The following is a 22,010-nucleotide window of genomic DNA, read 5'->3' on the forward strand; positions in this document are numbered from 1 at the left end:
ATAGTCAGGCCGTTCGCAACTGATTTCGATCCGTCTTCAAATTGAATCTTTCGCCGCCACGGCGGAACGCAATATCCACGCCGTAAAACCTCCGTCTCTTTCGAATCTTTGGATAGGTATTTCCACCTATAGCAAACCATTTTCGATGATTGTAGTGTCTGTGAAAGCCCGAATGAGAAAGTGCCGCGAGTAACTCGCGCAACCAAGCTTGTGTATGCGTCTCTTGGACGAGCCAGCTTTCCCATGGGCAAAGTAATTTGAGTGCCATCATGAAAAAGACGAAACGCGAGCACAACGGCTTTACCCTGATCGAATTGTTGGTGGTGATCGCGATCATCGCCATCCTGGCGGGATTGCTTTTGCCCGCCCTGGCCAAGGCGAAATTCAAGGCCAAGGTCATCAACTGCGCTTCCAACTACCGCCAGTGGACGATCATGGTGAACGTCTATGCCAGTGACGATCCCCAGGGCAAATTGCCTGCGTTTACCGTTTATAGTTCGGGGGGAAATCCCACCGATGTCGGCACCAATTTTGTCACGGCGCTCTCGCCCTATGGCATGACCGTGCCGATGTATTTTTGCCCGGTGCGGTCCAAGGAATTCGACACCGCGAATACCTGGTTCTTCAGTAATTTCCACCGGAGCCTGAGCCAGATCACCGACCTGAATGTTTATTTCACTTCCACCTTGCCGGGTGGCCGTTCCGAAAATGGCGGATATGGAAAGCTGCTGCATGACTGGTACGTGCCGCGACTCTCCAACGCCAATGGCGGATTATTTCCTGTGCCGGGCGTGACGGCCAACGCCACGTTCCCGCCTGATTGCCTGGGATGGCCGCAGAAAACCAGCGACCCCGTCGCCGCCACGGCCCCCATCATGACGGACCTCGCCGAGTACGTCGGCAATTCCACCAACATCAATTTGATACCGAGCACCACGGCGCATTTTTTCAACGGCACGTTGAATTCGATCAACCTGGCTTTTGCCGACGGGCATGTGGAACAGCACACATCCGCCACGATCCGCTGGCAGATGACCGGCGCGGCTGGCCAGGAAAGTTATTTCTATTGAACCTCGCTTTCTCTGGCGAACGTCCCGCGCAACCCAAACAACACCAAACCACAAACGCATGAAAAAGTTGATGATCAAACAAATTATAAAGCTGTTCGCCTTGCTGGGGCTCGCCACGGCCTGCGGATTATCGAGCCAGGCGCAAACCACCACCACCTACACCGTGAACAATTTTGATTCAGCCGCCGAAGTCACCAACAACGCGGGTTATCCCTGGATCAACTGGTTCGGCACCGCCTATTTCACCAACGTCTGGGACCCCAGCGACGCCAATGGCAACACCAATTCCGGTTCACTGAAAATCGTCGCCATATTTCCCGATGCCGGCGTCGGCGGCCAGTTCGGCCCGCAATTTGTCGTGATGGATAATTATGGCGGACTCAATCCCCCCAATGGCTACGATGGTTTTCAAATCACGAACTTCCAGTGCGACATCCGCTTTGACCCGACGTCGCAGACGCAGGTTTCCGGCGGTTCGACCAATTACGGCACGGTGGAATTCGGCTCGCGCGGCACGGGATTCAACCAACCGGACTTCGGCAGCATCACGCCCACCGTGGACCAAACCAATTGGATTCATGTAAGCTTGCCGGTGGATGCCGTGGCCAATTCACAATTCACCAACCTGCCAAATGTGTTTGTGAAAATGTTCTCCGGTTCGTTCACCAACAAGTCCATTTTATTTGTGGATAATATCAAGTTGGTCGGGCCCGCCTCAACCGTGACGAATCCTCCGCCCACCATGGCCATTCAAAAAGCCGTCCCGTCAGTGCGCATTTTTGCCGGTTCGACCTCCAGTGTGTTTGACCGCGAGCAACTCACCAGCCTCGATCAAAATCAATCATGGGTCGGAACCGGGACGACCTATCCTGTTTCCTATTCCTTCACGCTGCTGGACGCCGCCAACGCTGCGGGTTTCCAGACTCATGTCTTCCTGCTTCCGGTCAATTTCATTGGCAATCCGATCACAGGAAATGAGTATATGGATTACCAATCATCGAATTCCGTGTGGCTCCAGATTCTTGCCGGCACCACTAATGTCACCGCGAACATCTCGTGGAAAACAAATCTGCCCAATTCCAATCCGAATAATATCGCGCTCCAGATTACCAACTCGACTGCCGTCGGAACCTGGACGGTGACTTTCAACGATACTAACAGTGGCACCTTGACTGCCCCGGGCGCGGCGCCGGCGTCCTTCACGATTGCTGACGCGAATATAACCAACGATTTCGCCAATCCGCTGATCGCGATCTTCGGTGTTCAACCCAATTCCACCGCTGGCGAAGGCCAGTTCAACGATTACGCGAACATCACCACCAGGGGTGTGTCGGGCACGCCGATCAACGACACCTTCGCCACCGATACCGGGCTCAATACAGGCATCTGGGACGCGTCGGACTCGGCGCAAGTGGCGAGCGTGGCCTTCGTCACGACGAACAATCCCGTGTGGGTGAACTGGACGACGCCGGATCCCGGTTTCGGATTGGGCATCAGTCCCGATCTCACGAACTCCATGGATTGGCATTTGCCGGGATTCTATAATGGGTTTTTCGGCAACCAGGGAACGGGGACTCAGTTCGGTTTGAAAAAATGGGTTTTGGTGACGCCGGATATTCTGCCTTCGAATCTCAGCGGGACACCGGACACTAATGTGTTTTTCCAACTGTCGAATCCGCCGCCGGCCGATTAAGCATGGGGAAGTTAAAGCGTCCGTAACTCGACGGCGCCGGACTGCAAAGTTCCGGCGCCGTTTCGCTTTTCCGCTGGCTGAAATTTTTGCGATTTGTCCTGTCCCTGGACGATTATTGAGAGAACCATTGATTATTTTTTTTCGAGAATTCAGAATGCGTTTCATGTCTCACCATCGGTTCGCTGAACGGCCCAATGCGCTTGCGCATGATACCCATTGCGTGCCGAACCGGCGCTCGCCGATTAGAAAAACAATTCACCGATTAACGCCGTTCGCATCGCTCTGGCTGTTTTCTATTTTGAGTTTCATTTATTTCCCTGCTCTCACGCTCGCGCAATCTTTTCCGATCGTCACGAATGTTGACCAATTCTGGAACGTCCCGAACGAATATTTTCTTCGCGGATGTTCTTTCCACATTACTGGTGTCGTTACGCTCGCCGATACCAACCGCAATCTCATGGTGGTGCAAGACTCGACCGGCGCGGTGGCGATCAGCGGCAGCGTAAAAAAATCACCCGTCATGATCGGCCAGCGCGTTTTGGTTGAGGGAAACGAAGCCGCGCCGGCGGTTGAAGGTTTTCCTGATTATCCATTTCATCCGTCCGGCTCGGATGTGCCCGCCGCGTTCGAGGCTCCTTCAAACTGGGGCAATTATCATTTGACGCGCATGCGGGGCTATCTGCATCCGCCGGTGACGGGAAATTACACTTTCTGGATCGCCAGCGATAATTCATCCGAGCTTTGGCTGAGCACGGATGAAGACCCGGCCAAAGTCCGAAAAATTGCCTTCATCAGCGAAGGTTTTTGGGTGAATCCGCGGGAATGGTCCCGCTATCCATCGCAACGCTCAGAAACGATTTTTCTGCGCTCCGACAAAACCTATTACGTCGAAGCTTTTCAGGAACAGGTCTTGCAAGACGACCATCTTTCGGTCGCGTGGCAAGGGCCGGACTTCGCGCAAGCCTTGGTTGATGGAAAATATTTGACGCCTTTCGCCGATAGTGCGGATGAAAAAAAATTGCCGGTGAGCCACGGAATTCTCCGCGAATTCTGGACCAATTATTCCGCCGGCAGCCTCGTGGGAATCACCGGCCCCCGGCGTTACGCGTCCGTTTTGAGCGCGAAGGAAATTCACCTCACGATCCTTGGCAACGGCCCGCTGCCTGAGCCGCGCCGCATCTCGCTGGACCAGCCGCTCGCTCCCGAAAATAATTATTGCTGGGTGCAAGTGGAAGGCATGCTGAGTTTTCTCGCGGTGCATGACACGTCGGCCAGTTTGGAAATGCTCGACAACAATGAGCAGACGGAGTTGCACGTTCAACATTGGGACAAGGATTCGCCGTTGCATCCGCTGAACGTCCGCGCCGAGGCGCAGGGCGTGTGCGAAGGCACTCACAGCATGACCGGCCCGCTGACGCCCGGCCTGATCTGGGTTCCTTCGCAGAGCAATATTCGCCTGCTGGAAACCACCATCACCAATACGGCCCCGTTGACGCTGGCTCAACCCGCCGTGAAGACCCAAATGAATCCCACCGGCGACATGGCGGGATTTTATATCACGCGCGGGGTGGTCACTTTCAACGATGACGTGCTCAAGAAGCATTGCACTTTCATCCAGGATGATAATGGCAGCAGTATTTTTATTTTGGACCCGGCGGAGCGTCTCGTCGGCAAACTTCAAATCGGCGAATGGGTGCAGATTGGCGGCACTTTGTTGCTGGGCAAGGATGCTCCCGGGCTTCAGCCGACCGTTCTGAGGAATCTCGGCCTTCAGACGATGCCCAAGCCCATCATCGGCCCGACGGATCTTTCGCTGGAGAAAATCGCCAACGGAATCTGGACGGAAGTCGAGGGCGTGGTTCGTTCCGTGGATACCAACGGCGTTATTTTATTGGCGGGAAAAAAGGCGCTCGCCTCGGTGTGGATTGGACGGACGCCGCCGGAAGTTTTGCGGCATTACGTGGACGCGACCCTTCGCATCCAGGGCGTCATGTCCACGGCGGTTTTTGGCCGGCCCGTGCTGCTGACACCTTCGCGCGAATTTGTCGAGGTTGAGGAAGCCGCGCCGGAACATCCTTTTGACCTGCCGGTTTTTTCGATGGCGAATCCGAAGCCGGTTGGCGTGGGCTTCAACTGGCAGCATCGCGTTCGCATGGGCGGGGTGGTGACGTTTCGCGGCGACTGGGGATTGTTTGTGCAAACCGCTTCGGGAAGCATGCGCGTTCAGACCGTGAATGCTCCGGCCGTTTCCGTTGGCGATGGTGTCGAAATCGTTGGATTTCCCGATGAAAATAATTCCGTAACGGGCGCGCTGGTGCGTCCCACCGGGAACCATCCTTTATTTAAGCCGCTGAATCTTGATCTCGCCACTGTGAGTCCGGGCGAAAGAGGCAGCCTGTTCGTAAAAGTCCGGGCGGATTTGCTGTCCCAGAAAAAGAACGCCAATCATCAAATGCTGGAGTTGGAACAAGGCCAGCGGGCATTTGAGGCGGTGCTGGCGACGCACGATGGCCAACTGCCGGAGCTTAATCCCGGAAGCCGCATTGAGATCACCGGCGTCTGCGACTTTCAACCCATCGCCACGGCAGCGGCGAGAGGTGGCTTGTCGGAAAATGCCACCGGGCTTTGGCGGGTTTGGTTGCGCAGTCCCGCCGACGTGGTGGTGCTGAGCGGGCCGCCGTGGTGGACCTGGAAACGCGCCTCGATTTTGATCGGCATCATGACCGCGATTCTTTCCGGCACGATCTTGTGGATCCAACTGTTGCGCGTGCGGCTCCGGCGGCAACAGGCGGCGCGGCTGACCTTTTCTCGGCAAACGCTTCAAGGCCAGGAAAGTGAACGCCGCCGCATCGCCGCCAATCTTCACGACAGCCTTGGGCAAAATTTATTGGTCATAAAAAATCAACTGCATCTGGCGATGCAACCGGTGGGTGCGGTGCCAGAGTTACAACGGCGGCTCGAGGAGATTTCGAGCATGGCTTCGCAGGCGATTGAAGAAGTACGCCAGATCACCCACGACTTGCGGCCGTATCAGCTTGACCGGCTCGGTTTGACGCAGACCATTCGCGCCGCGATCCGCCGCGTCTCGGAAAACACCGCCATCTCCTTCGCCAGCGATGTTGAGGACATTGACGGATTGCTCGACAAGGAATCGGAAATCCATGTTTATCGAATCGTGCAAGAGAGCCTCAACAACGTCGTCAAACATTCCAAGGCCACCGAGGTCACCATCATCGTCAAAAAAAACCTGGCGCGTATCTCGCTCGGCATTCGCGACAACGGCCAGGGATTTAACGCCAACGCCTTTTCCGCGCACGGGGTTGAAAGCGCCGGTTTCGGCCTGAGCAACATCAGCGAACGGGCGCGAATTCTCGGCGGCGAACTGGTGGTGGATTCCCGCCCGGGAAGCGGAGTCAGCCTGACGATTGAAATTCCCATTCTTAATTCCAAGCATGAAGCGCCTGGTGAAATTATTGATCGTTGACGATCATCCGATCTTTCGACGCGGGCTCCGCGAGATCATCGAGGAGCATCCGAATTTCGAAGTGGTGGGCGAGGCGTCGGACGGCCAGCTTGGGCTGCGGCTCGTTTCGGACCGCAAGCCGGACATTGTGCTGCTGGACATTGACATGCCACGCATCAGCGGATTGGACATGGCGCGCGCGCTTCAAAAGAGCGAGCATCCCGCCCAAATCATTGTGCTTACGATGTACAAGGAGGAGGACATGTTTAACGCGGCGATGGATTTGGGCATCAAGGCTTATATTCTCAAAGAGAACGCCGCCGATGATATTGTGGAAGCCTTGGATAGAGTTGTCGGCGGAAAAACTTTCATCAGCCGCTCCATGTCGGACATTGGAAAGAAGCGCACCGACCATGTCCAAAAACTTTTATTGAGCAAGCCGCAAATCGAGTATCTCACGTCAGCGGAACGGCGGATTTTGAAACTCATCGCTGAAGATAATACGAGCAAGGAAATTGCCGACAAACTCGGCATTAGCGTCAAAACGGTAGATAATCATCGGCTCAACATTTGCCAGAAACTGAACCTGCACGGCAGCCACAGCCTTCTCAAATTCGCGTTTGATCACAAGTCTCACCTGTAGCTTTCTGTGGCCGTCCAAAAGCGCATAGGTATTGCTACCTATGTATGACCGGGAAAGCTGAATGATAAGCTTGGCCTGATGACCAACCATTGTGCCGCCCGCACCAGCAAAAGTTCAGCGCCAGTTGAAATTTCTTTCGAGAACTCTTCCAGCGAAGATGCCGGTTGTGGTTCCAATTCAATCCGGCTCGCGACGGGAAATCTGCAAGTGGATCATTGCGTGAGCTACATGGTGCAGCAGTTGAACAAGCCTTTAAAAATTTCCGTGCTCATCGAACTCGCCGGGATTACTCACAGCCGTTTTTTTGCGGTCTTCAAATCTTCCACCGGTTATACGCCGCTGGATTTTTTCATCCGTTTGCGCATGCGGAAGGCGCGCGAACTTCTTTCGACCAACCGTTTGCTGGTCAAGGAAGTTTCCTATCTCGTCGGTTACAAGGATGCGCTGTATTTTTCCCGGATGTTCAAATCCATTTATGGCATAGCGCCGAGTGGATTTCGAACGCTGGCGTCCGATTCCGCGAATTTTGACACCGGGCAGAAAACTCGTTTGGCGCAGTAGGCGCGCTGATTAAATTTTCTTAGGGCCGGTTTTGCGGTGGTATCGGGATTTGCGCATTTCAACTTCCTGCGTCTTGGGAAGAAGGAACCTTGTCGCTCCTACGGAGCTTGGTTATTGCAGGGTCATTATTATAAACATGGCGCTCCTAACGGAGCTTGAAAAAAATAAAACCTTGTCCCTTGGCCGCGACATGCGCGTCGGAGATGATCGCGCAACGGCAGTGTATTAAGCTCCGTTAGGAGCGCCATGTTTATAATAGTATTTCAAATCAATCCTTAGCTCCGTAGGAGCGACACCCTCATGAATACGCTCTTTCAATTCCACAAAAACTGAGATCGGCCCGTCATTCCCCTTAAAATCTCATTCCCATTCGGCAAACTTAGTTTATCTTTTCGCGTATGAATTTATTGCCGTTCACCAATTTGCCGGCCTACAAGCCCCGTCATTTCGTTCCGCAAAAAATTGATTTAGGGGACATCGCGCAGATCACTCCGCTTTACGATCAACTGGAAGTCCGCGCTGCCGCGTGCCAGACTCCTGCCGATCTCGAACGCTGGCTCGTGGATTGGAGTGAACTTAATGCCGCGATTGATCAGGATCAATCGGAGCGTTACATCGCCATGACCTGCCACACGGACAGTCCCGACGCGGAAAAAGCCTACCTGCACGCCGTCGAAAATGTGCAGCCGCAACTCAAGCCACGCGAATTCAAGCTCGCGGAAATTTTCATCGCTCATCCGTTGCGTGCCCGGTTGCCGAAACAGCGTTACGAAGTCTTCGACCGCAACACCGCGCTTCAGGTCGAATTGTATCGTCCCGAAAATGTCCCGCTCGAAACCGAGGAAGCCAAGCTCGGCCAGCAATATCAAAAGCTCAGCGGCTCGCTGACGGTGCCATTTCGCGGCGAGGAAAAAACCCTCGCGCAGATGGCGCGTTTTCTCGAAGAGCCCGACCGTCCGTTGCGTCAGGAAGCGTGGGAACTCGTCGCCAATCGCCGCTTGCAGGAAGTGGACAAGATCGAAACGATTTTTGACGAGTTGGTAAAAATCCGCGAGCAGACGGCGAAAAACGCGGGTTACAAAAATTTTATTGATTACGCGTTTCGCTCCCGCCGCCGTTTCGATTACACGCCCGAGGATTGCCTGCAATTTCACACCGCGATTGAAAAAGAAATCATGCCGGTGGTGCGTGATTTGCAAGCGGTTCGCCGTGGTCAACTCGGCTTGACCGCGTTGCGTCCGTGGGACCTCGGCGTGGACCCATTGAATCGTCCGCCGTTGCGTCCTTTTGAGCAGGTCGAAGGCATGGTCGCGAGCACACAAAAGATTTTTAACCAGCTCGACGCCACGCTCGGCGGCGAGTTTCAGGAGATGCAGAATTTGCGTTTGCTCGATCTGGCGAATCGCAAAGGAAAAGCGCCGGGCGGGTATCAATCCACGCTGTCCGAATCGCGGCTGCCGTTTATTTTCATGAACGCGGTCGGTGTGCAGCGCGACGTCGAGACCATGTTGCACGAGGCGGGCCACGCGTTTCACGCGCTCGCCAGCCGCAAGGAGGATTTGTATGCCTATCGCGATGCGCCGATTGAATTCTGTGAAGTCGCCTCGATGAGCATGGAACTGCTCGGCAACGAGTTCATCGAAAACTTTTACGCGCCTGCCGAAGCGGGCCGCGCGCGCCAGGATCATCTCGAAGGCATTGCGAAAATTTTTCCGTGGATCGCCACGGTGGATGCCTTCCAGCACTGGATTTATTCGCATCCCGGCCACACGCGCGACGACCGCCGCGCGGCGTGGGAAAAACTCATGGATCGTTTCGGCGGCGATGTGGATTGGAAAGGCTATGAAAAAGCGCGCGGCTATATGTGGCACCGCCAGCTTCACATTTTTCTGCATCCGTTCTATTATGTCGAATACGGCATCGCCCAACTCGGCGCGCTGCAAGTCTGGGCAAATTCAAAAAAGGACAAGGCGAAAGCGCTCAACGATTACAAGTCCGCGCTCGCGCTTGGCGGTTCGCGCCCGCTGCCCGAACTTTTCGCCGCCGCCGGCTGCAAATTCGCATTCAACCAGGAAACGATGAAGCCGCTGATGAACCTCGTCCGCACCGAATTGGCCCGGCTCAAGTAATGTGAAAGTGTTCGTCACCGGCGCGTCGGGCTTTGTCGGCGAAGAAATTCTTCGACAGCTTCACGCCGCTGGTTACGGCATCCGCATTCTCGCGCGAAAGGAAAAATCATCCGCGGTTCAATCCGCCGCCGCGCGTTTCAAGGTTGAGATTCATCCCGGGGACGTGACCGATGCGCAAACCCTTTTCGGCGCATTGATCGGCTGCGATGCCGTCATCCATCTCGTCGGCATCATCAGCGAAGTGGGCAAATCCACTTACGAAAACATCCACACGCGCGGAACGCAAAATATGGTGGGTGCCGCGCAACCAGCCGGCGTGCGCCGCTTCATCCACATGAGCGCGCTCGGCACGCGCCCGAACGCGGTCGCGCGTTATCATCAATCCAAATGGGCCGCCGAGGAAATTTTGCGCCACAGCGGCCTGGACTTCACGATCTTTCGTCCCTCGATCATTTACGGCCCGCATGATCATTTCGTAAATCTGTTCGCGAGCCTCTCGCGTTTTTCTCCCGTGTTGCCAGTGATCGGCGATGGCCGCGCAAAATTGCAACCGGTTCCCGTCGCGGATGTGGCGAAGTGTTTTGTCAGCGCACTTTCCGAGCCCAAATCTATCGGCCAAACTTTCGACCTTGCTGGTCGTGACGTTTTAAGTTTTGAGCAAGTCCTCGACACTATTCTCGAAGTCACGCATCGCAAACGCTGGAAAATGCACGTGCCCCTCGCCATCGCGCGACTCCAAGCCACGCTGCTGGAAAAAGTTTTTCCTCTCTTCGGAAAAGCGCCGCCATTCAATCGCGATCAACTATTGATGCTTCAGGAGGACAATGTTGGTGATGCAAAGTGCGCAATGGAATTATTTTCAATTAATGGGGTGAGTTTTAAAGACGGAATAGCTGGCTATTTGCATTCATCAAATTGAGACGCCACGCCGGTCAACCCTGCGACATGCAATATCCCGAAACCGGTTGAAAAAAATCGCTAATCGGAGGATAGTCCTCATATGATTACGCTCAAAGCGGACAATCGCAGCCGGGTAAAATTGCCGGATGTAAAACCAGGAACCGTTTTTCAACTCGTGAATAGCGGTTCAGGCCACTTTAATTTGGTTGAATTACAGCCCACCGATGTTCCGATCGTAAATCCAATTAAACGCAAGGATGGTTCCTATAAATGGCCGGTTAAAATGAGCCGGAAAGAAATAATCGCGGCTATCCGGGCAGACCGGGATTCCCGATGAAAGCGTATTGGGATTCTTCCGCGCTTGTAAAAGCAATATTGGATGATCAACTTCACGAACGGTTGGTGAGAGAGGGTGGACTCACTCGTACGCACACTCTCGCCGAAGTGTTTTCAGTGCTTACAGGTAAAGCCCATATTCGCATGGACGCCGCGGCGGCGGCTAAAGTCGTCAAGCAAATTGCCGAGTGCATTCAATTTGTGATCTTTCCAGCGATGAAGTGATTGCCGGTCTTTCAAAGGCCCGGCAGCGAGGCGTGAGAGGCGGGCGTGTGCATGATTATTTGCACGCACTCGCAGCAGTTAAATCAGGCGCGAACGAATTGCTGACCCTGGATCGCAACGATTTTGACTTGCTCGCGCCCGGTTTGTTGGTGGAACAGGTCTAAACCTGTCCGCAAAACCCTTGAGTATCTAATCCGGTTACGTCTCGATCCCGTAAGCCTTGATCTTATTATAAAGTGTCTGCCGGCCAATGCCCAAACGCTTGGCCGTTTCCAATTTATTGCCGCCGGTTTCCTTGAGCATCTGCACGATGGTATTGCGTTCAACGCCTTCCAGCAGCGTAAAACTTGTGTCACCGCTGGCTTCGTTGCTGGCGGAAGTGATGGACAAGTCAACGCCTTCAATCACTTTGCCTTCGCTCAAAAGCACCGCGCGCTGGACTTCGTTCTGCAACTGGCGCACGTTGCCCGGCCAGTCGAACGAACGCAACCGCTCCGCCGCTTCGTCAGAAAATCCCGTGATGTCACGATTCGCCTGTGAGGAAAACCGCTTCAGGAACGACATCGCCAGCGGCAGAATGTCTTCGCGGCGCTCGCGCAAGGGCGGCAGATGCACCGATACCGCGCTGATGCGGTAAAACAAATCCTCGCGCAGCTTGCCATCACGGATCGCCTCTTCCGGCTTGCGATTGGTCGCGGCAATGATGCGGCAATCCGTCTTGTAACTGGTCCGCCCGCCGACCGGGCGCACTTCCTTTTCCTGGAGCACGCGCAGCAATTTGCTCTGCGTATCAATCGGCATTTCGGACAGTTCGTCCAGCAGCAGCGTACCGCCTTCGGCCTGGCGAAACAACCCTTCGCGGTCGCTGTTCGCGCCGGTGAAGGCGCCTTTGACGGAGCCGAACAATTCACTCTCGATCAATTCGCGCGGCAGTGCGGCGCAGTTGATCTTGATCAACGGCCCAGCGGAACGCCCGCTCGCGGTGTGGACGAGATCGGCGATGACTTCCTTGCCCGTGCCGCTTTCGCCGGTGATCAAAATCGAAACATCGCTCGGCGCGACGCGGCGCACGGTGCGCACGACGGCTTTCATCGCCTCACATTGGAAAATGGAATTCGCGGTCGAGACGGCTTCGCGTAAGGAACGGATTTCCAGCGCGCGCTTGATGAGGTTCAGCAGGCTCTCGGGGTCGAACGGCTTTTCTGCAAAGTGAAATGCGCCGCGCTTAGTGGCTTCCACGGCGACATCATAGGTCGCGTGGCCGGTGAGCATGATGACTTCCGCCTCGGGCCATTCTTTCTTGATGAGCGGGAGCAGGTCGAGGCCGGTGGCATCGGGCAATTTATAATCCAGCAACACCACGTCCGGCTGGAAACGGCCGTAGGTTTCCTTGAGCCCGGCGGCGTCCTTCACCTGGTGGACTGTGTAATTGCTGCGCTGCAACACTTGTGAGAGCAATTCGCGGATTTCCGAATCGTCGTCCAGGACCAGGATATTTGCCTTCATATTTTACGATTGCGATTTGCGACACACGCCCGGGTAAAACTATTGAATACTTCCTGATGCTCCGGATACCGGGGCGCCAGACGCTCAGGATGAAACTGCACGGTCATAAAATACGGCAGCAAATGGGCGGAGTCGCTCTGCAATTCCGTTGCTTCCACCACGCCATCATCGCTTACAGCCGTGACCTTCAGCGGCTTGGCGACGCGGCCGATGGCTTGATGATGTGTGCTGTTCACACCCAGGCGCTGCTTCCCCGTAATCTTGGCAAGCAATGAATCCTCTGTCAACCGTGCTTCATGCACGACCTCGCTTTTGCGCTCCATTTGGCGATGGTTCAAAGCACCCTTGACCTGGCTGGGAATATCCACCACCAGCGTGCCGCCGAGCGCGACGTTTATGATCTGATGCCCGCGGCAAATTCCCAGCACCGGTTTGCGTTGTTTAAACACTTCGTCCACCAATATCAACTCGCGCAAATCGCGTTCGCCTTTTTCGATGTTCACCGTCTTTCGCAACTTCGGCGATAAGGATTTTGTATAGAGCTTCGGATTGATGTCGTCGCCGCCAGAGAAAAGCACGCCATCGCACTGCGCCACGCATTCGGCCACGATTTCCGGCGACGCCAATCCCGGCAGCACCAATGGGACGCCGCCCGCCGCCATGACGGCGCGCATATAAGTCTCCGAAAGGCTGATGGACATGTCGCCAAATTCTTCGCCTTTCACTTCCGTGTTCGGCGAAACTAGAATCAGCGGCGGCCGCTCGTTTTTGTTTCTAGTCTTCGATTTTGTGCGCGGGGAATTTTTCATTGATCGTTCTTTTCAGGCGCTGCTCTTCTTCGGGGCGCTGCAACCGCCGACCAATACGACGGCGGACGGCATCCAAAAGTTCCAGCCAATCTTCGAGCGGCGGGTCGGCCAGCGGCTGCCATTGCTCAAAACGGCGGTCGCGAATAAAAAATTTCCACTGGGTTCCCACGTGTTGCGCATACAAAAGCATTTTTTCGCCTTCGTCATTCACGCGTTTCCAACTGATTTCAGCTTTGGCTCCCATGATGATTATTCGGGACGATCCACGCTCGCCACGGCCATTGCGGCGATGCCTTCGCCGCGGCCGACGAAGCCCATCATTTCATTGGTGGTCGCCTTGATGCCCACACGGGTCGCATCAATGCCCAGCGCGGCGGCGATGTTGTTTTTCATGTTCGCGATGTGCGGAAATAATTTGGGTTCCTGCGCGATCATGGTGGCGTCAATGTTCACGATGCGGGCCGAACGGGTTTTCGCCTGGCGCGCGGCTTCCTGCAAAAACACTTTGCTGGGCGCGCCTTTCCAGCGTGGATCGGTGTTCGGAAAAAAGTGGCCGATGTCCACCTCGCCAAGCGCGCCGAGGACGGCATCGCAGATGGCATGCATGAGCACGTCGGCGTCCGAATGGCCGTCGAGCCCCTTCGTGTGCGGGATCTCCACGCCGCCGATGATGAGCTTGCGACCGGCCACCAGTTGATGGACATCATAACCTATTCCTACATGAACCATTCGGCTTAACATATATTCGGTGGAACATTGCACCAAGCAATTTTGTTGATCGCCCGCACGCGGCTAAAAACGTAACAATAATGTTCGTGCGCTTTTTCCGATTTTGGGCAACATGACGCCAACCTATGTTTTCACTTCAAAAATTGCTCGGCAAAGAAGACATGTTCTTTGACCTGCTTGAAGCCAGCGCGGAAGAAGCGCGTGCCAGCGTCCAGGCGCTCGTCAAGCTGAACAAAAACCCCGAGCAAACCACCTTGCTCTACGAATTCATCCAGGCGCGGCGCAAGGAGAAGCAGATTCGCGCGAAGATCACCGAGGCGGTCTATAATACTTTTGTCACTGCGCTCGAACGCGAAGACATCGAGAGTCTTTCGCATGCGCTTTATCGCATTCCCAAGACGGTCGAGAAATTTGGCGAGCGCCTGTTGCTCGCGCCGCAGTATGCTCAGGGCGTGGATTTTTCCAAGCAGGTGAATTTGCTTGAACAAGCGACCGACACGGTTTGCCAGATGGTCAAAAGCCTTCGCCAGGGGGCGTCGCTTGAGAAAATAATGGCGCTCAATGACAAGCTGCAATATCTCGAAGGCGAGGCCGACAAGACCGTCATCGAACTGCTCCGCGGTTTGCTCAATGCCAAACACGATGACCCCATCAAAGTCATCGTTTTGAAGGACCTTTATGAAGTGCTGGAAAAGGTCATAGATCGTTGCCGCGACGTCGGCAATATCATCGCCGCGATCATTTTGAAAAACTCCTGATGCCATGACGCTCGTCCTGACCGTCATCGTCATTGCGTTGGTTTTCGAATACATCAACGGATTTCATGACACCGCCAACTCCATCGCCACGGTCGTCTCGACCAAGGTCCTGACGCCGCGCCAGGCGGTCGTGCTGGCGGCGGTCACCAACCTCGTCGGCGCGATGTGGGGAACCGCCGTCGCCAAGACCATCACGGGCGGCCTCGTTGATTCGAGGATAGTCACGATGACTTCGGACATTCTCATCTGCACTTTAATCGGCGCGATCCTTTGGAACTTGCTCACGTGGTGGCTGGGGTTGCCTTCGAGTTCGAGCCATGCGCTGATCGGCGCGTTGTGCGGAGCGGGCCTGGCGGCGTCGCATAATAATTGGCACGCGATCATCTGGTCGGAGCCCAATCACGAGCATTGGTACAAAGGCGGGGGGCTGTTGTGGAAAGTGATCGTGCCGATGTTTTTCTCGCCGGCGCTTGGATTCATCCTTGGTTTTGCGATCATGGCCGCGCTCTATATTTGTCTGCGCAACCGCCGGCCTTCGCGCGTCAACGCGTTCTTCGGCAAGGCACAAATGTTCAGCGCGGGCGCGATGGGTTTTATGCACGGCACGAACGACGCGCAAAAGACGATGGGTATCATTGCGCTGGTGCTGCTGGGCGCGACGAAGGCCGGGACTTTCGCGCACTTGCCGGGATTCCTTTCCTTTCTGGATACGCCGGAACCACCGGCTGGCGGTTCACTGGAAATTGCGCTTTGGATCAAGGTGACGTGCGCGCTGACGATGGCCTCGGGAACGGCCGTCGGCGGCTGGCGCATCATCAAGACGCTCGGCCACAAAATGGTGAAGCTGCATCCGATCAATGGCTTCGCGGCGGAGGCGAGTTCCGCGACGGTGATTGCGGCGGCGTCTTACTTTGGCATTCCGGTTTCGACGACGCATAATATTTCCGCCTCCATCATGGGCGTGGGTTGCGCGAAGCGTTTCAACGCGATCAAATGGAACGTGGTGGAGCGCATGGTGTGGGCGTGGATTTTCACGATTCCGGTTTCGGGTGCCATTGCTTACGGCATGGTTTGGGCGATGCAAGTTGCTGGTTGGGTGGTTTGACCGGCAGATTTCCTGCCTTTGTAGCGGCGGTCTATGGCCGTTGAATCCTCTGATAAAGAGCGACCATAGATTCCGCTGTTCTTACACAACGCGTAACGATGCGTATCACGATTTTCAAGCAAACAACTACTTGCACCGGTTGACAATTGGTTCTTAAATCCGCGCGGTTGCCGTCAAGGAATTGTGGATTCGGAGCAGATAACTGAACTGTCCTCGCAAGAAAATAAAGAGGTAAAGATTCTGTGAGATTTTAGATATTTTTAATTTTATGCCTCGCGCGATTACGAAATTCTCGGCGATTGTGATTTGCAGCTTTATCATTCTCGCCGCGTTATTAGTAGCGTCATGGCCGAAGAAATTTAATAAGCGTTTCGCTCAAATACGACCTGGAGCAACAAAAAGCGAAGTAATAAGCCGCGTCGGCCAGCCAGATGCTAAATTCTCAGGTGTTCTCGTGCTATTGAAATTCGGCGGAAATGAAGCATGGGCATTTTCAAGTCGAAGAAGTCTTTCGGAGGCTTTTGAAGATTTGCTCCACGGAGGTTTTTTTCAACACGGATTATTCACGCCCACCAGTGAAGATTATGTGATTGTTTTTAATCGAGACGGAATTGTAATCCGGACGCAAAAACCTTTTTAATTTTGGTGCTGTCCTTCGTGGTGTTCACAGCTTCCCCGGTCAATGTGTTGAACACATTGGCAATATAATCCCATTCCACCGAGCATTGCCTCTCCCGCCGACTTGCGCTAAGTTCCGGCCATGTCAGAACCAGCTCTGAAAATTCTTGCGGTCGTCGGCAGCCTCCATCGCGAATCCGTCACGCGCTGCGTGATCCAGAATGCCGCCCGGCAATTTCAAGCTGCGGGTTGCATTGTGGACATTCTCGATTTCGCGCAGGAACCGCTCGCGCTTTATAATCCCGACACGGCGCACGAAGGCCCGGCTTATTCCGCGTTGCGCGCGCGCGTGGAACAGGCGGATGTCATCCTCGTCGGCACGCCGGATTATCACGGCAGCATCAGCGGCGCGACGAAAAATTTTCTCGACCATTTCTGGCGCGAGTTCGCCGGAAAACTTTTTGCGATCCTGGTCGCCTCGCACGAAAAGGGCCTCACTGCCACCGACCAACTCCGCACGGTCGCGCGCCAGTGTTACGCGTGGGTGCTGCCGTACGGCGTCGCTTTTGTTGACGGGCACGATGTGAAGGACGGCCAAATCATCAGCGAAACTTTCAAGCACCGCCTCGAAATGCTTGTGCGCGATACGCGCGTCTATGGCCAGCTTCTTGCCCATCAGCGGCGCGCGGACTTGCGCGGGACTGAGCCGGGTTTTCTTGCGCGGCATCGGTGAGCGGTTGTGCGGAATGTGAGGGAATGTTTTTAGAAATTCTTTAAAGCTGCCCCTCTCCCTAGCCCTCTCCCCGCGCGGTCGCGGGGAGAGGGAAGTGAGGCGCTGGGTGATTTTCAAGCTGGGAGCGAGTGGCCAGCAAAATATTTTTCCGAACTGAAAACTTAAAACTTAAAACTTTCAACGTGCGCATCTTGACACGGCCACCCGAGGTTAAGCCCTGCCAACGCCGCCGCAGTCCAGCCGGGACGAAAGAAATATTTCTGAAATCATCCGGGTTTACGCCGTGTTCATTTTCATCAAATTCTTTCGTCCCTGGCGGGACTTGAATCAGAAGCGAATTAAAACCCAGCCATAAATGGCTGGGCTAAGATCTTTCGTCCCTGCGGGACTTCGGCGGCGCGGCAGCGCCACCCTGGCTTTTGAGGGCAGTACGCGGATGCGCCCCTTCCGACTTGCCTTGCGGCGCTTCCTCAGCCGCGTTAAATTGTGCCCATGATTGATTTGGCTGAATTTCAGGTTCGCGGGGATTTGTTGAAGGTTCGCGCACCGATGCCGCGCGCGCAGTTTGATCCGCTTTCGCAGGAGATTTTTGCGCTCAAGAAAAAACTCAACGCCGTCATTCTCGCGCATAATTATCAAGTCCCGGAAATCCAGGATGTTGCGGATTTCGTTGGCGATTCCCTTGGGCTTTCGCAGCAAGCGGCGAAGACCAGCGCGGATGTCATCGTGTTCTGCGGCGTGCATTTCATGGCGGAAACGGCGAAGATTTTGAACCCGAACAAGGTCGTTATTTTGCCGGACAAAGATGCTGGTTGTTCACTCGAACAAAGCTGTCCCGCGCCAAAACTCGCGGCGCTGCAAGCCACCAATCCGAATTTCTACACGGTCACTTACATTAATTGCAGCGCGGAAGTGAAAGCGCTCAGCGATGTGATTTGCACCAGTGGCAATGCGGTAAAAATCGTGAATGCCTCGCCGAAGGACCGCGATTTGCTTTTCGTGCCGGACGAAAATCTCGGCGCGTGGGTCATGGAACAGACCGGGCGCCCGATGACTTTGTGGCGCGGAAATTGTTATGCGCATGTGGAATATCGCGCCGATGCGCTGACGAAATTGATCGGGCAATATCCCGACGCCAAAGTGATTGTTCATCCTGAAAGCATGCGCGAAGTGCGCGACCTTGCCAACGTTGTTTGCTCGACGGAAAAGATGATTGATTATTGCAAGCACAGCGACGCGCGGAAATTCATCATCGTCACGGAATCGGGCATCATCCATCGCATGCAGCGCGAATGTCCCGACAAGGAATTTATTTGCGCGCCGGTGTTTGACGTGATGCGCGCGCCGACGGACAACTGCCGCTGTAGCGAGTGCAAATACATGAAGATGAATACGCTCGAAAAAGTGCGCGACTGCATGAAAAATCTCGCGCCGCAAATCGAGCTGCCCGCTGAGATCATCCAACGCGCGCGCCTGCCGATTGAGCGCATGCTGGAAATTTCCGCGAGGCCGCTGGAGAACGCGGGATAATTTACAACCATCGAATCTTTTTTTATTCAATGGCTTTCAAAGCTGAAAAAACTGAGGCGGCGTTACTGGATCAAGCCACCAATCAACTTTGCGCGCAGTGAAACAGAAAATCGAAAAGAAATACAGTCGCGTTGATTACGACAAGTTGCGAAAAAATGGGTATAGCGATCACTTTTTGGCAAAGGTTGAGCGAGTATAAATCGGGCACTTTTTGACACTAGCGCGGGTGATAAGAGGATGCTCGCCTGGGCTCGCCTCGCTTCGCTCGATATAGAGGTGAGCGGTTTTGACGAGGGTTCCCCCAACTGAAGTTGGGGGTTAATGAGAAGTCTTTGCAGTTATGGTTACTGGGGAAAATTGGCGTAAAATTTCAACCGCTGCATCCGAATAGCTCATCATACCGGTTAGGACTCTCACCATTTCCAACAAAAAATTTTGTCGCTCATCTTATTTTTAGGATTCTGATGGGCCTAATACCGAATCTTATCCGGCTTGTTCTTCCACTCGGTGAACGCCGCGAGGGCTTCCTTGTGCAATAACTGTTTCATCGGCAGTTTGCGTTCTGAAATGGGGCGCGGAATTTCCCGGTAAATAAAATCGTCGTCGAATTCGATGGCGGCGGCGTCTTCGCGGGTGTTGCCATAATAAACTTTTTTCAAGCGCGACCAGTACATAGCGGAGAGGCACATCGGACAGGGCTCGCAACTGGTGTAGAGTTCGCAGTCGTCCAACTGAAAAGTTTTCAAGCGGCGGCAGGCGTCGCGGATGGCGACCATTTCGGCATGGGCCGTCGGGTCGTTCGTCGAGGTGACCTGGTTCCAGCCGCGTCCGACCACGCGGCCGTTCTTCACCACCACCGCGCCGAAAGGGCCGCCGGCATTGCGCCGCATCATCTGGAGCGAGATGCGGATCGCTGCTTTCATGAACGCGCTTTTCATGGGAATAACTCCGCCGGGTTTTGATTGCATGAAATCATTTTTCCACCTTCGTAGGTTTTTTCCAACTTCCCTTCGCGCCAGCGTTTCAAGCCATACAACGTCGAGAAAACAAAGTCCGGCGCCGCGCCGCCCTGCCCGCCCACCAATTCGCCGCCGCGCCGCACGTTGTCCTGCATCCACGCGGGCAGCGAGAGATGATATGGGTTGCGCTTCACCTCAACTTCGTGAAACGTCAGCGCCGTGATGAGATCGCCCAAATCCTGCGGGCTGATTTCCACCATCAGATTCGGCGACCACATCGCACCCCAAAATTCCGTCTCGACGACGTAGCAATCAAAACTTTTCGGCAGCATTGCCAGCGCATCCATCACCAGAAAATGCGTGCCGATGTGCGAACTGTTCCAGTCGCGGTCATGCGGAACCAAAATCACGTGCGGCTGATGTTGCGCGAGAATATCGGCGATCACCTTCACCGATTTTTGCCAGAACGCGGGCTCCTGTTCGCGCGTCTTCACATAGATGCGCTCCAAACCGGTCGGCGCGGTCTGCTCCAAACCGAAACCGATGCAGTCGCAACAGGCTTTCAGTTCCGCGAGGCGACCGGCCTGACGTTCGGGTTTGCTGCCTTGCGTCACGGCGATGTTGATGACGTTCCATTTCGCTTCGCGCAACAATCGCAGCGCGATGCCGCCGATGATGACTTCATCGTCGGGGTGCGGCGAAAAGATCAGGACCTTGGGGGCATCGGCGGCGACGTCGGGCCGCGGGCAGCGCGGAAATTTGCCGAGCGGGAACGATTTTCCTTCGCGCGTCATTCGCGCATAGTCCGAAACGAGTTGATGGTACGGGTTCATTATTTTTTGATCGTGGGAAGGCTGGCGGCGGCGATGGCCTGGCCGTGGCGCTTGTCGGTTTCGTCGGGAATTTGAAATTTGATTTTGGCCGCGAGTTCGGGGAATTCGATTTTCAAAACTTCCTTCGCGCCCGCGATGATCACATCGCCGCCTCTGCCGGTGGTCACGCGGCCGAGAATGAGGATGTGTTTGAAATCGTAAAAATCCGAGTAGTGCGCGAGCGCGTAGCCGAGATACGTGCCGATGGTTTGATAAATTTTTTCCGCGCGATAATCGCCCCTGGCCATCAACACCTGGACGTGTTTCAATTTTTCGGGAAAGCCGAGCGACGAATCGGTTTCGATACCCGCGACGCCGAGCAACCGTCCCACGCCCTGTTGCGAAAAATATTGCACGCCGCAGCCGTAATCGCCCGACCATTCATCCACCGGCGCGGCGGGATTATAATCAATCGGCATGAAGGCAAGCTCGTTCAGCCACGAGGTAATATTGCCTTCCATGTTCACATAACCGCCGGCGGTGCTGGTGCCGAGCGCGATGCCGAGCACGCCGTTTTCGCCAAGGGACATCGAGCCCGCGAGCGCGGTGACTTCGCCATCGTTCACGATCTCGAAGGGAATGTTGCTCCACTCTTTTTGGATTTCCAAAAACATTTCCTTCACGCGCTGGTTGAAAATATCGGGCGCGATTCCGCGAAAGAGCGACGCCACTTTCACGCGGTTGTTCACATACACACCCGCCGAACTGCCGCCGATGGCATCCACGCGCGGCAGATGTTTCGCGGCGAGTTTCAGCGAGTGCATCACGCCGTCGTAATGATATTGCGGGTCGGTTTGCTTGACGGGGTCCCAAACGACTTCTTCGCTGAACAAAACTTTTCCGTCCACGACCGCGGCGACTTTGCGATCACTGCCGCCGAGATCAAAACCGATGCGGCAGCCGTCGAGATGGCGGCCCAGCGGGGTCGTGTTAGCGCGTTCGGGCGGAAGATTCGAAGTGATCACGACTTCAATCGGTTTATCATAAATGCGCGAGCCGATGATTTCGGAATCGAACTTGCCGGTGGGTGTTTCGCGATAATGTTTTTGCAAGGCTTCGCCGAGAGATTTGGGGCCGTTGAAATAAATGCGAAAACCGCCGCGCGACCAGAGGAGAAATTTCACCATGCGCTCGAGGTGAACAATATTGCCGGGCGCGTTCGGATGGGTGTCGGGCAGCGCGACGGTTTTGAAACGGAAGATGGAACCGTCGGCTTGCTCAAGGGCGAGTTCGACGGGCACGGCTTCGCCGGTGGCGCGCGCGAGTTCGCGGAAGGCGCGGTTGGCCAAGATCGCGGGACGGAAGGCGGGGTCGAGAACGGGAGTAACTCGCGGAGCGACTAACGGGAGGCCATGATTATTGTTCATCAGT

At 54.9% G+C, this 22,010-nt stretch carries 21 protein-coding genes; 14 read left to right on the forward strand and 7 right to left on the reverse strand.

The features are described 5' to 3' along the window. Nucleotides 1–269 precede the first annotated feature (269 nt). The 9 genes from VH413_13935 to VH413_13975 all read left to right on the forward strand — a co-directional run bounded on the left by VH413_13935 (nucleotide 270) and on the right by VH413_13975 (nucleotide 11,020). Nucleotides 270–1,070 (forward strand): type II secretion system protein, encoded by an 801-nt coding sequence (locus VH413_13935; protein ID HEX3799792.1) that lies wholly within the window; start codon nucleotides 270–272, stop codon nucleotides 1,068–1,070. Nucleotides 1,071–1,128: 58 nt separating this feature from the next. Then, a complete protein-coding gene (locus VH413_13940) occupies nucleotides 1,129–2,763 on the forward strand; it encodes a hypothetical protein (protein ID HEX3799793.1) in 1,635 nt (544 codons plus the stop codon). Between the two features lie 298 nt (nucleotides 2,764–3,061). Further along, on the forward strand, nucleotides 3,062–6,247 hold the full coding sequence (locus tag VH413_13945) for a histidine kinase (protein ID HEX3799794.1): 3,186 nt from the start codon (nucleotides 3,062–3,064) through the stop codon (nucleotides 6,245–6,247). After that, nucleotides 6,216–6,869, forward strand: coding sequence for a response regulator transcription factor (locus VH413_13950; GenBank protein HEX3799795.1), 654 nt, complete (start codon nucleotides 6,216–6,218; stop codon nucleotides 6,867–6,869). The genes VH413_13945 and VH413_13950 overlap by 32 nt, the downstream gene beginning before the upstream one ends. A gap of 78 nt (nucleotides 6,870–6,947) precedes the next feature. Beyond that, on the forward strand, nucleotides 6,948–7,430 hold the full coding sequence (locus VH413_13955; protein HEX3799796.1) for an AraC family transcriptional regulator: 483 nt from the start codon (nucleotides 6,948–6,950) through the stop codon (nucleotides 7,428–7,430). 398 nt (nucleotides 7,431–7,828) lie between these two features. Beyond that, nucleotides 7,829–9,559 carry a M3 family oligoendopeptidase gene (locus VH413_13960; GenBank protein HEX3799797.1) on the forward strand — a complete coding sequence of 577 codons (1,731 nt, stop codon included), beginning with the start codon at nucleotides 7,829–7,831 and terminating at the stop codon, nucleotides 9,557–9,559. Nucleotide 9,560: 1 nt separating this feature from the next. After that, nucleotides 9,561–10,478 carry a complex I NDUFA9 subunit family protein gene (locus VH413_13965; protein ID HEX3799798.1) on the forward strand — a complete coding sequence of 306 codons (918 nt, stop codon included), beginning with the start codon at nucleotides 9,561–9,563 and terminating at the stop codon, nucleotides 10,476–10,478. Nucleotides 10,479–10,559: 81 nt separating this feature from the next. Next, nucleotides 10,560–10,796: a hypothetical protein gene (locus VH413_13970; protein HEX3799799.1), complete on the forward strand. Its 237-nt coding sequence runs from the start codon at nucleotides 10,560–10,562 to the stop codon at nucleotides 10,794–10,796. Next, complete coding sequence (locus tag VH413_13975) at nucleotides 10,793–11,020, forward strand: hypothetical protein (GenBank protein HEX3799800.1); 228 nt, start codon at nucleotides 10,793–10,795, stop codon at nucleotides 11,018–11,020. The genes VH413_13970 and VH413_13975 overlap by 4 nt, the downstream gene beginning before the upstream one ends. Before the next feature lie 198 nt (nucleotides 11,021–11,218). Here VH413_13975 and VH413_13980 read toward each other — a convergent pair whose 3' ends face one another. The 4 genes from VH413_13980 to ispF are packed head-to-tail and all read right to left on the reverse strand — an operon-like array spanning nucleotide 11,219 to nucleotide 14,064. Then, on the reverse strand, nucleotides 11,219–12,526 hold the full coding sequence (locus VH413_13980) for a sigma-54 dependent transcriptional regulator (protein ID HEX3799801.1): 1,308 nt from the start codon (nucleotides 12,524–12,526) through the stop codon (nucleotides 11,219–11,221). Further along, the gene (locus tag VH413_13985; protein HEX3799802.1) at nucleotides 12,523–13,335 is read right to left on the reverse strand and encodes a gamma-glutamyl-gamma-aminobutyrate hydrolase family protein; all 813 of its coding nucleotides are present in this window, start codon (nucleotides 13,333–13,335) and stop codon (nucleotides 12,523–12,525) included. The genes VH413_13980 and VH413_13985 overlap by 4 nt, the downstream gene beginning before the upstream one ends. After that, entirely contained in the window at nucleotides 13,301–13,579 is a 279-nt protein-coding gene (locus VH413_13990) for a hypothetical protein (protein ID HEX3799803.1), read from the reverse strand. The genes VH413_13985 and VH413_13990 overlap by 35 nt, the downstream gene beginning before the upstream one ends. 5 nt (nucleotides 13,580–13,584) lie before the next feature. After that, nucleotides 13,585–14,064 (reverse strand): 2-C-methyl-D-erythritol 2,4-cyclodiphosphate synthase, encoded by a 480-nt coding sequence (gene ispF / locus VH413_13995; protein HEX3799804.1) that lies wholly within the window; start codon nucleotides 14,062–14,064, stop codon nucleotides 13,585–13,587. Nucleotides 14,065–14,189: 125 nt separating this feature from the next. On the opposite strand from ispF, the gene VH413_14000 reads away from it, so the two are divergent. The 5 genes from VH413_14000 to nadA all read left to right on the forward strand — a co-directional run bounded on the left by VH413_14000 (nucleotide 14,190) and on the right by nadA (nucleotide 18,808). Then, complete coding sequence (locus tag VH413_14000) at nucleotides 14,190–14,822, forward strand: DUF47 family protein (protein HEX3799805.1); 633 nt, start codon at nucleotides 14,190–14,192, stop codon at nucleotides 14,820–14,822. Nucleotides 14,823–14,826: 4 nt separating this feature from the next. Then, nucleotides 14,827–15,927: an inorganic phosphate transporter gene (locus VH413_14005; protein ID HEX3799806.1), complete on the forward strand. Its 1,101-nt coding sequence runs from the start codon at nucleotides 14,827–14,829 to the stop codon at nucleotides 15,925–15,927. A gap of 268 nt (nucleotides 15,928–16,195) precedes the next feature. Next, nucleotides 16,196–16,567 (forward strand): hypothetical protein, encoded by a 372-nt coding sequence (locus VH413_14010; protein ID HEX3799807.1) that lies wholly within the window; start codon nucleotides 16,196–16,198, stop codon nucleotides 16,565–16,567. 120 nt (nucleotides 16,568–16,687) lie between these two features. Continuing rightward, complete coding sequence (locus VH413_14015; GenBank protein ID HEX3799808.1) at nucleotides 16,688–17,278, forward strand: NAD(P)H-dependent oxidoreductase; 591 nt, start codon at nucleotides 16,688–16,690, stop codon at nucleotides 17,276–17,278. A gap of 492 nt (nucleotides 17,279–17,770) precedes the next feature. Further along, a complete protein-coding gene (nadA, locus tag VH413_14020) occupies nucleotides 17,771–18,808 on the forward strand; it encodes a quinolinate synthase NadA (GenBank protein ID HEX3799809.1) in 1,038 nt (345 codons plus the stop codon). 470 nt (nucleotides 18,809–19,278) lie between these two features. On the opposite strand, the gene VH413_14025 is transcribed toward nadA, so the two are convergent. Genes VH413_14025 through VH413_14035 form a run of 3 tightly spaced genes read right to left on the reverse strand, consistent with a single transcriptional unit; the run spans nucleotide 19,279 to nucleotide 22,006 of the window. Continuing rightward, nucleotides 19,279–19,746, reverse strand: coding sequence for a nucleoside deaminase (locus tag VH413_14025; protein ID HEX3799810.1), 468 nt, complete (start codon nucleotides 19,744–19,746; stop codon nucleotides 19,279–19,281). After that, nucleotides 19,743–20,600, reverse strand: coding sequence for a PIG-L family deacetylase (locus VH413_14030; protein ID HEX3799811.1), 858 nt, complete (start codon nucleotides 20,598–20,600; stop codon nucleotides 19,743–19,745). Before VH413_14030 ends, VH413_14025 begins: the two co-directional genes overlap by 4 nt. Further along, a complete protein-coding gene (locus tag VH413_14035; protein HEX3799812.1) occupies nucleotides 20,600–22,006 on the reverse strand; it encodes an ROK family protein in 1,407 nt (468 codons plus the stop codon). The genes VH413_14030 and VH413_14035 overlap by 1 nt, the downstream gene beginning before the upstream one ends. Nucleotides 22,007–22,010 lie beyond the last annotated feature (4 nt).

This window comes from Verrucomicrobiia bacterium, assembly GCA_036268055.1.
Taxonomy (GTDB): Bacteria; Verrucomicrobiota; Verrucomicrobiia; order Limisphaerales; family Pedosphaeraceae; genus DATAUW01.

Coding starts and splice junctions, on each gene's coding strand:
- VH413_13935 (HEX3799792.1), top strand. CDS start 270: ATGAAAAAGACGAAACGCGAGCACAACGGCTTTACCCTGATCGAATTG.
- VH413_13940 (HEX3799793.1), top strand. CDS start 1,129: ATGAAAAAGTTGATGATCAAACAAATTATAAAGCTGTTCGCCTTGCTG.
- VH413_13950 (HEX3799795.1), top strand. CDS start 6,216: ATGAAGCGCCTGGTGAAATTATTGATCGTTGACGATCATCCGATCTTT.
- VH413_13955 (HEX3799796.1), top strand. CDS start 6,948: ATGACCAACCATTGTGCCGCCCGCACCAGCAAAAGTTCAGCGCCAGTT.
- VH413_13960 (HEX3799797.1), top strand. CDS start 7,829: ATGAATTTATTGCCGTTCACCAATTTGCCGGCCTACAAGCCCCGTCAT.
- VH413_13970 (HEX3799799.1), top strand. CDS start 10,560: ATGATTACGCTCAAAGCGGACAATCGCAGCCGGGTAAAATTGCCGGAT.
- VH413_13975 (HEX3799800.1), top strand. CDS start 10,793: ATGAAAGCGTATTGGGATTCTTCCGCGCTTGTAAAAGCAATATTGGAT.
- VH413_13980 (HEX3799801.1), bottom strand. CDS start 12,526: ATGAAGGCAAATATCCTGGTCCTGGACGACGATTCGGAAATCCGCGAA.
- VH413_13985 (HEX3799802.1), bottom strand. CDS start 13,335: ATGAAAAATTCCCCGCGCACAAAATCGAAGACTAGAAACAAAAACGAG.
- VH413_13990 (HEX3799803.1), bottom strand. CDS start 13,579: ATGGGAGCCAAAGCTGAAATCAGTTGGAAACGCGTGAATGACGAAGGC.
- ispF (HEX3799804.1), bottom strand. CDS start 14,064: ATGGTTCATGTAGGAATAGGTTATGATGTCCATCAACTGGTGGCCGGT.
- VH413_14000 (HEX3799805.1), top strand. CDS start 14,190: ATGTTTTCACTTCAAAAATTGCTCGGCAAAGAAGACATGTTCTTTGAC.
- VH413_14005 (HEX3799806.1), top strand. CDS start 14,827: ATGACGCTCGTCCTGACCGTCATCGTCATTGCGTTGGTTTTCGAATAC.
- VH413_14010 (HEX3799807.1), top strand. CDS start 16,196: ATGCCTCGCGCGATTACGAAATTCTCGGCGATTGTGATTTGCAGCTTT.
- VH413_14015 (HEX3799808.1), top strand. CDS start 16,688: ATGTCAGAACCAGCTCTGAAAATTCTTGCGGTCGTCGGCAGCCTCCAT.
- nadA (HEX3799809.1), top strand. CDS start 17,771: ATGATTGATTTGGCTGAATTTCAGGTTCGCGGGGATTTGTTGAAGGTT.
- VH413_14025 (HEX3799810.1), bottom strand. CDS start 19,746: ATGAAAAGCGCGTTCATGAAAGCAGCGATCCGCATCTCGCTCCAGATG.
- VH413_14030 (HEX3799811.1), bottom strand. CDS start 20,600: ATGAACCCGTACCATCAACTCGTTTCGGACTATGCGCGAATGACGCGC.
- VH413_14035 (HEX3799812.1), bottom strand. CDS start 22,006: ATGAACAATAATCATGGCCTCCCGTTAGTCGCTCCGCGAGTTACTCCC.